The following is a 13000-nucleotide window of genomic DNA, read 5'->3' as shown; positions in this document are numbered from 1 at the left end:
GTTTATTTGGAATAATTTAATTGCATATCAGGATTGAATACACTGACCCGGATAGGGATCTCGAAAGTATAATGCATACTATGCGGGGCCAGCGTTGCATCTACCGACAACGTTGAGGAATTGATCCGCTGTATGGCCGGCATCCGCCCTTCCCGGTCCAGCCTTTTCATATCGAACCACCGCAGTCCCGAATACGCCAGCTCACGCCTGCGTTCTGCGAGCACCTTTTCGAGGGCATCTTCAGGGGAGGTGGCCGTTTCGTCGGCATAAGCCGATGTCAGGATGCGGTTTTTCCGGATATTGTTCACGATATCCATGGCATCCTGGTACTGGCCCTTTCTTGCCAGCAGCTCAGCGCGTGTAAGGTCCATCTCGGGGAAGGTGATCCCGAAATTATAGACCCCGGGTAAAGTCGAGCGGCCCAGGCCGTCAGTATTGGTGACGGTGAGGTAAACATATCGCAGATCATTACTGGTAAAATAACTTTTGAGGTCGGCGGAATAAAGGTCGAAGATGGGACTGCCGGTCACCGCCGCCCTTTGCCAGAGGATCTCAGGGTTTTGATCATACACGGGAAAGTCATCGCGGGAGGCATAGGAATTATAGTTCAGATAGCTATGCGGCGCCATTAAGGCAGCATTGGTATATTTGGCGGCGCTGTCATATTTAGCCATATAAAGATAGATCCGGCTGAGCAGCCCATAAGCCGCATACTTAGTCACGCGGTATCTATTGATATTCGATGCCGGCAGCAGGCTGATCGCCGTGCGCACATCGTTGATCATCGTGTCCAGCGTAACCTGCAGCGAGCTCCTTTGCGGAACCTTATCCGTCACATTGATGCTGGTCACCAGGGGAAGGCCCGGGTTTTTAGCGGCGCTGTCCTTATCATAGGATTTGGCAAACACCGTCAGCAGGTCCAGATAACAGCTGGCCCGGATCACCAGCGCCTCACCCCGCACTCCTTCCTTCTGCGCCGCTGAATCTCCCGTAGCGCCCGTAACCCCCTGTATGATGACATTGGCATCATAGATACAATGATAAAGAGGACCCCATACCTCGGGACTGACTGTTTCATCGATGGTAATGACAGGCCGCCAGTAATACCCGTTCGCATCCGCAGACTGGTTCGTAGCAGTATAGGTACTGAAGAAGTCGTCCGTAAATTCCAGCAGGTCAATAGGAAAAGTCTTTGTTAGCGTTGGGGAATTGAGCATCGCCTCATAGTCCCCTTCCGTTTCAGGTATAATGATCCCTTTGGGTTTTACTTCCAGGAATTTATTACAGCTGCAAAGCCCGGCAACTGCAAAGAGCAGCATGGATAGTATTTTCTTGTTCATAGCTGTCATTTAAAAATTTGTGGAAAAACTGAGACTGTAAAAAGGCTTCGCCGGCAGCGTGCGCACACCCGTGACCCGGTTGATCGCATCCGGGTCAATATCATTGCCGCTGAACGTATACCGGAATGCATTCTGCACCTGCAGGCGCAGCTGCGTATTCCGTAACCGGATTTTATTCAGTAAAGTGCCCCTTATATTATAAGTTACGATCAGGTCCCTCAACCTTATATAATCCGCCTTTCGCACAAATCGGGACGCATACTCATAGCCATAGAGCGCTGAGCCCTGGTAATAACCTGGTGCAAAGATTCCCGGTGCAAATCCTGGCATGCTCGTTTGGGTTTCATCTCCGGGCTTTTTCCAGTAATCAGTGGAGCCCAATAACGGAATGTTGGATGAGAGCGTGATACTGTTGGGATTGGGCTGTTCCACTCTCATGACATGACCACCATAATACATGAACAGGAAGGAAAGGTCAAAAGCGCCCAGGCTGAACTGGTTGTTAAGGCCCAGCACATATTTAGGCGTTGTGGTGCCGCTATAGATCATATCCTTCAGAGATACATCCACGGCAGGGCTCCCGAATGAATAAAAGGCAAGCACCTGCTTATTTCCCTTGCTGTCCAGGACATAAGGCTGTCCCAGTGAATTCAATCCCCCATAATTATAGCTGTACAGGGCCCCCAGCGGTTTGCCCATGATGGGGTTGCTCCCGGTGGCGACCAGCTCAGAATTAGAGAACAGCGTAGACTTTACTGCCAGCACCTGGTTATTATTAAAGGAGGCAGTCAGCTGTGTACGCCATTGCAGCCAACCTTTCTTTATATTCACCGTATTCACCATCAGCTCCAGCCCCTTGTTCCGGATAGAGGCGGTATTGGCATTGTATTGGTTAAAGCCACTGGTGGGATCCGCATCGAATTGACCGAATACATCCAGGGATTTTTTCAGGTACCAATCGATACTGCCCGACACCCGGTCCTTTAAGATCGTATAATCCAACCCGATATTATAATTCCTGGTTGTTTCCCATCGCAGCGACTGGTTCTCCGGTGTTAATACATCATTATATACCAGGGGCGTATTGAGTCGCGTATTGAGCCCAGACTGTAGGGTCAGGTAACCCCCATTATTGTTGGAAGGGATATTGCCGTTGAACCCCATAGCCCCCCGGAGCTGCAGGTGGTTGATCCACTTGATATTCCTTATAAAATCCTCTTTTTCCAGCCGCCAGTTCACCCCAGCAGACCACAGCGGCTTGTATTTGTATTTAGGATCTACACCGAATAAATTGGACTGATCGATCCGGAAGCTGCCTGTGGCGACATACTTTCCTTTATAAATATAAGTGCCCTGACCATAATAGGACATAAACCGGCTGTCTGTTTCCGACTGGTTGAAATAGTTGGTGCTGCTGAAGGAAGGCGCCCCAAGACCGACATTGAATACATGGGATATGGTAGCATTCAGTGCCTGCATATTGATCGGCTTGCTGATCAGCGTCTGCCCGTCATAACCAAAAAAGGAAGTCGTGTACCCCTGGTTCAGGATCCTTTTCTGTTCGATGCCCAATATGCCCGAAATATCATGCTCCCCCGTCCTCTCCGAGAAATTCAGCTGCCCCCGGGCAGTATAATCCGTTATCTTTTCACTTGTGCGTTTTAAGATATTCCCTGCCGGCATATTGGAGAACAACGCTTTTCCGGTGGACGGGTCCATGGTTGCCATGGCATTGAGCAGCATCCGCACTGCATACGCATCTCCCAGCTGCAGCTGGTCATTTATTACATCCTGGTTCTCGAAATCTCCCCCCAGGTCAATACTCAGCCAGCGGGTGATCCTTGCATTAACACGTGCCTGGAAACGCCCGGCATTGGTTTTTACCGTATTGGTATTGCTGGTGAGCTCCCGGTAAGGATAATAATACTCATCATTCAGCCCCAGGGCCATCAGGCTGTTATTCTTCGCCTGCGAAAGTCCCGTAGACAGGAAGTCCCTTCCAGGCGCCAGTGCTACTGGTAAGGCACTCCCATGTCCATCGGCCAGGTTTTCATAGGGAAAGAAATCCGAATAAGGTACGATGCCCCCGCTGTGGGTCAGTATATTCGTATAAGTCCCCCGGAAGTCGAAATTGATCCGGTCTGAGAACTTCATCGTATTGGCCATATTCAGGATGAACCGGCGATTATCTGCACGCTTTTGCAACTGCTCATCCCCGATATAATTAAACCCCAGCAGGTAGGTGTTTTTGTCATTGCCCCCACTCACATCGCCGTTCACATTCCTCGTCAGCCGGCGACGGTAAAATAGATTTTCATACTCCTTAAGATTGTCATAAGAACCCAGGGTCTTCAGCTGCGCATTCACCTGGTCCTGCGTCAGCACAGGATTCGTTACACCGGGACGCGGCCCCTGGAAAAGGATCACCTGGGCCGGGTCCATCGCCCACAGCCCAAACTGGTAAAAAATGGGACTGGGATTCGACACATAAAAATTGTCAGACTGCAGCTGCACATACTCGTTGGCCGGCGCATACTTCAGGTAGCCGAAATCCGGTTTCGCCTGATAGGCCAGGCTGCTACGTAAATTAAAGACGGCCTTGCCCGACTTACCCCTCCTGGTCTCTATGACAATGACGCCATTGGACGCCCTTACCCCGTAGATGGAAGCCGCAGCCGCATCCCGCAGAACGCTGACAGAAAGGATATCATCCGGATTGATCGTACGGATATCTATTTCCGTGGGAAAACCATCCACGATGATCAGGGGCTGTTTGACAGCTTCGAAAGTAGATACCCCCCTGATCGTAAGCTCTCCCGACTGACTATTGTACACCAGCCCGGGCACCTTCCCCTCGAGACTTTCAAGGAAATTCCCCGTGATGGCTTCCCGCTGATGATATTCCTTTTCTCCCACCGTGGTAGCCGCCCCGGTGAGCCGGTCTTTAGTCACCTTCTGATAACCCGTATTGACGACTATGATGGTCATGGAATCCAGGGCCGACACCTTGTAAGCCAGCTCGATCGTCAGCGAAGGGTAAACGCTCCCGTCAGGGTAAGAGAGGACCCGGTACTCTTTGGTCTCAAATGCGACAGCCGTGAAAATCAATATATCGCCCGCATTGGCCAGAGTAATAAAATCCCCGTTAACGTTCGTCGCCGTCTGCAGCCGGGAATTCCGATTGGTCACCGTGATACCCGCCAAAGGATTGCCATTGCCATCCACCACACGCCCATAAACAGTAATAGGCGGAGGCGGCAACCGATTCCCCTTCCCTTCCGTTGCCCCGGCAGGCGACCCAGGCGCTTTACGCGATAATAAAATAGTCTTATTCGCAATCGTATACTCGATTGGCAATTCACGGAACAACTGCGCTAAAAATTGGTCCAGCGGAAGATCGTTTACCTTTAACGTAACAGGTTCCTTACCGCTGATCACGGCCTCCGTATACACGAATACATATCCCGTTTGCCGCTTAACTTCCCTAAATACCTTTTCCAGCGGGACATCTTTTCCAGAAAAAGTGATCTTTTGCGCAATGCCGTTCGCGCTGACATTCAGGAAAACAGCAGTCAGCAATACGATGCTCAGCTTCATAGGTAAAAGCGTTTTGGTGAGCCGGCGGTTGCCCCCACGGGCTGGCCTTCCGGCAATAGCAGTTTTTTGCATACTTTTGCATTGTTTGGGTGATGAATAAGCAGTCTGTCAGGACTTATTTGTTTGTCTTACCCCGAACTTCAGCCGGAAATGTTAGTAGCATTGCCGGCTTTTTGTTAGAGTACTATCATTGATGCATAGCTTCTATTTTGTTGGTTCGCCCACAATCACCAGGATCCTCCCCTCCAGTCTGCACCGGATGCCCAGCTTTGACAAAAATTTCAGTACCTCCGATAGACGGACCCCTCTGTCCATCTCCCCTTTAAACCTTACCACAGGTGGTGCCCCTTCATACCGTACCTCGATATCGTACCATCTTTGCAACTGTCGCATGACTGCCTGGATGTTAGCACCCTCAAAACTGAAAAATCCATTCTTCCACGCCATTACCTGATCTACATCTGCATTTTTAACCAGCACCAGGCCAGATACGCTGTCTGTCTGACCCTGTTCCCCCGGATGGAGCAGGATATTTGCGCCGGCTTTGGCCAATTTTATTTTGCCCTCAAGCAATGTCGTCTTAATAGATGGTTCATTCGGATAAGCGTTTACGTTAAAATGGGTCCCAAGCACTTCCACGTCAATATCATTTACATTCACATGAAACGGCTTCTTGTCTTTTGACACTTCGAAATAGGCCTCTCCTGTTAACTGTACTGATCTTTCATGACCAGCGAACGCCGTTGGAAATTTAAGGGTTGATAAGGCGTTTAACCAGACTTTGGTGCCATCGGCCAGGGTTAACTCATACTGCCCGCCGGAAGGTGTAGACACAGCGTTATAAAGCATTGCTGACCCACTGGTAAGATTACCTGAATAGGACAATCTGCCCGCATCAACTTTTGTAACCTCTACCCCACCCTGGTTTGCCAGATTCCCACTTGCGACACTATCGAGGGTGATCTTTCTACCATCGGACAATGTCAAAATGGCTTTATTGCCTCCGGGAGCCACATCATTTTTGAATTCGTTAAGGTCAACGGCAACATTGTTCTTATTGGGATATCGGACCCATAAAAAGGTTCCGGCGCCGATCATAATAAGAATTGCCGCAGCGGCAGCAAACATCCATTTTCGTTTTGAGCCGACAAGGATCAGCAACTTGCCATTGGCAGGATTTACATGCGGCGTTGCATCGGCTGGCCCACCGAGCTTTTGGTAGATCTTTTCCCACAGCTCTCTGCGGGCAGCAACCATTGGCAGGGTTTCAAAAATCCCGCTATATTCTTCTATTAAAGAATGGCTCTCTGCAATAGGTAAGTCCGACAACCATTTAGAAAATTCTTCATGCTCCGCCTCGGAGCAAATTCCGGCAGCAAATTTTTCAGCAATAAGTTTTGCCTGAATTTTATCCATGATAAAATAAATTGGGGGTTATTTTGAGCCTTAACCTTCAAATTAACCTGTTCCAGATAAAAGGACGCTAATACAATTGAAAAGGCCTAGTCGATGGGAAAATATTTTCAATATTCAAATAAGGCCATGAAAATCAATAGGGTTGCAGTGATATCACCGTGCTTTTGCAAGTATTCCCGGATGGAGGCGGTGGCACTGTACAGGTGTTGTTTAACAGTTGATTTGGATAGGCCAAGCCGCTGGGCCATCTCGTCCAGTGTCAGATTTTCTTCAAGGCTTAGGTTGAAAACTTCCCTTTTCCTTTCCGGCAACAATTCGATAGCATCGAGCACCATTTTATAATATTGATTATAAAGCGTACGATGATCGGCATCAGCCTGCCTGCCGCCAGGCACTGCTTCATCCAATTCCACTATCTTATACCCGGCTTTGACGCTTCGGAGGTAACTGATGACCCGGTTGCGGGCTATTTGATATAAGTAACCGCGAAAAGAGGTAAGATCAGGTAATTTTTCCTTTTTTTTCCATACGCTTATAAATATGTCCTGGATAATTTCTTCGGTAACTTCTTTTGAGCGGGTGATGAAAAAGACATATTTTTCAATTCCTCCTTCGTACTGTTCGTATAATTGCTCAAAGGCTAGTTTATCTCCAGTGGCGACCAATTGCAATAGCAGGTGTTCATTATACTCGCCTTTTATATATTGCCTTTTAGTCATTTATTACCTATTATTCATTTATCTATATGAGTAAGATAAAGATAGAATAATTGTCTAAAGGTAGTATATAGACGACCCTTTACTCACCCCTTCAATCCACTCCCGCTGCAGATCGAACAGAAACTGGAAAAGATTGGTCTCCGTCGGGATCTGGAATGTAGGCTGGCAATGGGTTTCAGCGGCTATCAACTAAAAAAGAACGCTGATGTTCAGCGTCCTCAAAACCAGAGATTTTACCTTGAGTGATCCGGATTGGAGAATTGTCGAACCAGAAAATAGAGGATTTGAAGACAATATTCAATTAACAATAAGTTATAATAAATACTAAATATATCCCCAGCTAATTTTTCCGGTTTTTGATGTACCAAAAGTTCGAATCCAGCTTTCCCCGCAAACTCAAAAACAGCGCCCCACGACTTGAGTCTGGGGCGCTGCTGTTTATTTTGGAGCGTTGCCGGGCTTGTCAGGGCTTCTTGGCAAAGAAGCCTGAACCATCAGCTTCCGGAAACCTGATACAAAAGCTATTGCATTCATTGGTATGCTAATGCTTATCTGCTGTTAACTTTCCTTCAAACTTTTTGATAGCTTCTGCCGTAATTGGCGTAAAGAAATTAACAAGGTTTCCATCCGGGTCACGGAACAAAAATGACCTGTTTCCCCAGGGCATTGTTGTCGGTTTTTGCACAATGCAATGCTGAAGAAAATCAGCCAGCCTTTTGTAATCGTTATCTACATCTTTAGTGATAAATTCTATTATGGCAGTTCGATTCTGTGCGGCTTTTGCAACCTCGTCACCTCCAAATAGCTGTAGCGTTCTGGTACTCCCAATTGCCAAAGTGGCCCATTGGGTTTGCAGTTCGGCAAAATCATCGGTGTATTGAATTGCAGATATACCAGTGATATGATTGTAAAATTCCACGAGTTTTTTTACATCAGCCGTAATAACTCTAACTGACATCAGGTTCATAATACTGTTTTTTATGGATAATATATGTTCTTTGTTGGAGCAAAGATGAAACAGGCTTATGACAAGGGTGTGTCAGGGGTGGTAAAATTTTTTTCTTTTTCACTTAAATATTCCCTCAGCGTCATTTTGTGCGGTTGAAAATTCAATTCAGTCAATTCAAGTTTTAGGATGTTGTTAAGTTTGAACATCCTAAACTCCTTTCTTAATCTGCAATAGGCAATGAGCGCCCAACTTTCCTCAAGGCAATAATACAAGGCAAATGGCTCAACAAACCTTACCGTTTTTTCTTTTTTGCCTAATGAATGATAATGAATATTGAGAACCTTGAATTCGATAAGGGCATGTTGAATTAGTGGAAGCAAATCGCTTTTTTGTGTTCTAAACAGTAGGGGGCTAACAGCAATCCTGTTTGCTAAAAATTCTACTTTTTCTTTCGTAGAAAATTGCAATACTGCTTTTATTTTGTTCAAAGCAGATAGTAATTCTTCTGTAAAAGAACGGTCGGTATTCGATAATAAAAGTTGTTCTGCTGTAATGAGCGCGTTTGCTTCGCTTCCTGTAAACATTACAGGCGGTATTTTATATCCCTCCATTAACGAATACCCTTTACCATCTATTGTCAAAACAGGTATTCCTGCATCTTCAAGAGCTTTAATGTCTCTGTAAATTGTTCTGATGCTTACATTGAATTTTTTAGAAAGCTGAGTGGCGGTCAAAAGACGTTTTGTTTGCAATTGTGTAGCTATTGCAACCAGTCTTGAGATTCGTTTTATGTCGTTGTCGTTCATTTTTGTTAACATGGTTCACCGGCGGGATTTGCAGCCGTGTAGGTGTTCATTGTGAATCTTTATCAAATACTCATTGTACAAATCTACAAAAGGTGAGGATTCGATTTGGAAATATTGGTGCTTGAGTGTATTTGGATTTGACGAAACGATAGATCCGGTATTATTAGATGAAATTCAATCTCTGAGGCTGACAGCAACCCAAATTGACATACAAGAAGGTGTAATTGAACAAGTAAATAAAATAATAGCAAAACATCGCCACTGATATCCACTTTACGCAATCCGGATCACCCCCTTCAAATTTGTGTAACGCACTGAAACCTGCAGACTCGGAGTTTATGCGACAATACAATTCTTTGCCGTTAAAAATTCCGGGATTTGTCTCAAAATTACCTTTTCATAATATGTGCCGTTTGTGTGATTTTTATCACATAAAAAGCATATAATCAGTACAACATCTAATCGCGAGTTTCGAGGGCACACCCTGTTAGCTAGTTTTTCTTTTGCCGATTTCTCCAATTATTACTATTTGATTTACCAAATAAGAATGCTTACTTGCATCAACACCCTAATACACTTCCCCTCCCTATAATCGTAAAAAACAACTATTTCTTGTTGTAATCACTCTGTAAATAATCCGTATTTATCCCCTGGTTCATTTGCACTGTTAAAAAATCATTGTTTCATTAATTGTATTGGCGCTTAACCTCATTGTTTCAGAACAACGCAGTAACACCTGTTTATTGGTCGGGCAAAAATTGTTACCCTGATCAGTAGATCGCTAATGACGCTCTCCGTTGAGCGAATAGGCGAAGTGATGCCTGCAGATAAGCTGTAACCATTAGACGTTGTCCATTAAATCTAAAATCAAATAAATTATGAACAAATCAGTTGGAATTGAAAAAGACATTGCTGTAGTCTACCAAAACAAGACATCATCAATAGCTGAAATGCCTGACAACAAATTTAAACACCTGTGGCATTTGATCGGTAATACACCCATGCTGGAAATTGCATACCGGTACAAAAAACAATACCGCAAAATATATGTAAAAGCCGAGCATTATAATTTAACGGGTAGTATAAAAGACCGCATGGCTTTGTACATTTTACAAGAATCTTACCGTACGTGGGATATACGGCCAGGCGATGTAATTATAGAAGCTACGAGCGGTAATACTGGTATTGCCTTCAGTGCCATTGGTAAAGCGCTGGGGCATGAAGTAAAGATAATTATGCCCAATTGGTTAAGTAAAGAGCGGATAGATATTATGAGAAGTCTGGGAGCAGAAGTGATATTGGTTTCAAAAGAAGAAGGAGGTTTTTTAGGAAGCATTGCCTTAAGTAAAAAGATGGCAGCCGAAAATAACAGTGTTTTTCTTCCCCGGCAGTTTGAAAACTTGTATAATGCAGAAGCCCACGAAAAAACAACTGCCAGAGAAATATGGATGCAAATGCAATCCATCGATCTTCATACCGATGCATTTGTGGCTGGCGTTGGTACAGGAGGAACCATTATGGGCGTGGGTAAATACCTGAAAAAAAGAAATCCATTAGTAAAGATACATCCACTGGAACCAGCCGAATCGCCAACGCTATCAACAGGGTACAAGGTTGGTTCTCATCGTATTCAGGGTATCTCGGATGAGTTTATTCCTTCAATAGTTAAGCTTAATGAATTAGATAAGGTAATTAAAGTAAGCGATGGCGACTCTATTATAATGGCGCAGCAACTGGCTAAGCAGCTTGGCCTTGCAGTTGGTATGTCATCTGGCGCTAACCTGCTTGGCGCAATTCAACTACAAAACGAAATGGGTGCCAGAGCGAATGTGGTAACGGTATTCAGCGACAGTAATAAAAAATATTTAAGCACTGATTTAATGAGAGAAGAACCCGTAAAAGATCATTACATCTCGCAAGATATTGAACTGATCGATTACCGATCGATACATCGGTTATAATAATCAGTTCCGAAAAAGGTGTATTACAACAAAGTAAAGTAGGTTTTTCTCATTTTACGTTGTAAGCCGTAAAATGAAAAAGCGCTGCAATCTGATGGAAAATTAGCTGGCGGCGACTTGTCGCAACTCAGACACTCCATGTATCGGAATCGGACAGTCATGGTAATTGAATGTCGCTAATAAAAAAAGGCTGCCTCAAAATTACTTTTGAAGGCAGCCGCACATAGTAAGGCATTCATTCAGGAATCAATCTACCCCCAGCTTATTAAGGACGGGCAAAATCCACCGTAGGCTTCAATGCACCCAGTGCGGAATTGTAAACAGGCGTGCCCAATCCCGATGGCATACCATCAGTCATAAGCGGAGCCGCAATGGGATTAAAACTACCGGTGATAAAACGTCCAATACAGCTACAGTCGAAATGTAAACCCATCTCGGGCGCAGGGACCGATGCAAACGAAGTAATTGGTCCCGGATAAGGGAAAGAGGGGCCATTCAGGCCTGTTACTTTATCAACAGATACAATCACACCAGAAATTCCGCTGGTATACATCACGTATAACTGGGCATTGCAGTTAAAGGTTAAACCGCGTACGTTCCAACCCACCGGGAGTGGATTGGGCAAACAATTAATACTTGGCAAAGTGGATAAACTAAATTTAACGATCCGGTTATTGGGCGCTACTGTACCGCGATTGATGGCATAAAAGACACCAGTAGTGGGATCTCTTTCCACATCGCTTAAATCAAGAACAAGACCACAAGGATTTGTAACAGGAACTACGGTTACACAATTAGGGTCGATAAATTTTAAAATGGCATTTGGAGTAGATCCCGTAGCGCCGGTAGTACCCCAAAAGACACCAGTTGTAGGATCGTACGCCAATCCGCTGGCGCGCAGAATGGGATTACCACTACAGTCTTTCAATTGGTTGGTACCACTTACCACATAGGGCACAACTGAAATAGGGCTGGCGCCGGGCGACCCCGTTACTATAAAAATAGAGGAGAACCCGGTAACAGAATCAACCACCAGGTTGTACATGGTAGGCTGGCATTCTTCCACCGCATTTACAGTTTTGCCGGCAGATAACGGGGGCGATGTTTTATCTGCAGTAACATTTTTTTTACAGGCAGCAAGTGTTAGTAGTCCGAAGACTATTGTTGTAAGGTTTAATTGGTTCATAAAATAATTTTAGATTTGGTTTAATAGAAAATGGAGCCGGATTAAGGAGATGGAATAATTCCGGAATGAATAGTACGCCTTATTCCAAATTTAATATTTTTATCTGATATGGATACACGTAATTATACCTGATAGAACTCTGGAAAGTAATTAAAAACATCTATATATACACGTAATATCTTTATAAATTACTTGTTTAAACTATCTATCCTCATAACCGGAATATAGCTAATATGTTTTCCTTATAATTAATACTCAATGGCAGGTCGTGGTTTTCAGCCAGGATCACTTCATCAGCTTTGATCATTTTTATTTACGCTACCGATACAATAAATGACTTATGTATCCGGATAAACTTTTGCGGGGGTAATATTTAGCACCGCTTTCAGGAAACGCTCGCACGAAAATGGTTTTAACAGGTAGTCTACCACATCCAGGTAAAAAGCCTGCACTGCATAGCTTGGATAAGTAGTGAAGTCGCTTTTTAAAACAATCGTACATCACCTAAATGTCTCTATCTCGCCAGCTATAGAAAATTGGCTGGATAATTAGTTCGACATTCAATGAAAAGCATATAATTATCGAACACAAAAAAGCCTTCAAACTCAATGAATTTGAAGGCTTCTTATTTTTTTGTGATCCACCCTGGAGAATTATCGAACCAATACAAATCAGATTTGGAATTGCTTTACAGTTTAAAGCCTTTATTAGCAGGCATTAAATAAAATAGAATTGGAAATGTTACAGGACATAGGAATAGAAAACAACCACGAATCCTCTGCAAACTAAATTCATCCTCCTTATGACTGCCTATGTGGTATTTATATAAGAAGGGTTTCACTTTCGCCAGTTAACATACGCTGAAGAGAGCATTTTTTCTCTGGTTGCAATTTCTTACTAACCGTTCTTTTGTTTGCTTTCTAAACAAGCAAGAATACAAAAGCCCCCATTGAAACTTTAAACAACAATTCCCTGATCTGGGGGTATTCACCCACTTTATTTCCGAACTATAATCACATTTTGCAA

8 protein-coding genes are annotated in these 13000 nt (G+C 44.4%); 1 reads left to right on the top strand and 7 read right to left on the bottom strand.

The genetic code is table 11. From position 1 onward, the window contains the following. Positions 1-2: 2 nt before the first annotated feature. The 6 genes from AC59IL_RS28005 to AC59IL_RS27980 form a co-directional block, all read right to left on the bottom strand. Positions 3-1340, bottom strand: a complete 1338-nt coding sequence (locus AC59IL_RS28005; protein WP_496555533.1) for a RagB/SusD family nutrient uptake outer membrane protein — start codon at positions 1338-1340, stop codon at positions 3-5. A gap of 9 nt (positions 1341-1349) precedes the next feature. Beyond that, positions 1350-5009: a SusC/RagA family TonB-linked outer membrane protein gene (locus AC59IL_RS28000; protein WP_496555532.1), complete on the bottom strand. Its 3660-nt coding sequence runs from the start codon at positions 5007-5009 to the stop codon at positions 1350-1352. A 132-nt stretch (positions 5010-5141) separates the two neighbouring features. Next, positions 5142-6353: a FecR family protein gene (locus AC59IL_RS27995; RefSeq protein WP_496555531.1), complete on the bottom strand. Its 1212-nt coding sequence runs from the start codon at positions 6351-6353 to the stop codon at positions 5142-5144. A gap of 107 nt (positions 6354-6460) precedes the next feature. Then, entirely contained in the window at positions 6461-7072 is a 612-nt protein-coding gene (locus tag AC59IL_RS27990; RefSeq protein WP_496555530.1) for an RNA polymerase sigma factor, read from the bottom strand. 541 nt (positions 7073-7613) lie between these two features. Beyond that, positions 7614-8030 carry a VOC family protein gene (locus AC59IL_RS27985; protein ID WP_496555529.1) on the bottom strand — a complete coding sequence of 139 codons (417 nt, stop codon included), beginning with the start codon at positions 8028-8030 and terminating at the stop codon, positions 7614-7616. A 65-nt stretch (positions 8031-8095) separates the two neighbouring features. Next, positions 8096-8827, bottom strand: coding sequence for a helix-turn-helix transcriptional regulator (locus AC59IL_RS27980; protein ID WP_496555528.1), 732 nt, complete (start codon positions 8825-8827; stop codon positions 8096-8098). An 878-nt stretch (positions 8828-9705) separates the two neighbouring features. Between AC59IL_RS27980 and AC59IL_RS27975 the strand changes: the two genes are divergently transcribed. Then, the gene (locus tag AC59IL_RS27975; protein WP_496555527.1) at positions 9706-10788 is read left to right on the top strand and encodes a PLP-dependent cysteine synthase family protein; all 1083 of its coding nucleotides are present in this window, start codon (positions 9706-9708) and stop codon (positions 10786-10788) included. A gap of 265 nt (positions 10789-11053) precedes the next feature. Here the strand turns inward: AC59IL_RS27975 and AC59IL_RS27970 are convergent, their stop codons facing one another. Next, positions 11054-11974 carry a hypothetical protein gene (locus AC59IL_RS27970; protein WP_496555526.1) on the bottom strand — a complete coding sequence of 307 codons (921 nt, stop codon included), beginning with the start codon at positions 11972-11974 and terminating at the stop codon, positions 11054-11056. Positions 11975-13000: the final 1026 nt, after the last annotated feature.

The organism is Niastella sp. sgz303648 (genome assembly GCF_059587045.1).
This window is presented reverse-complemented; position numbering and strand designations above follow the sequence as displayed.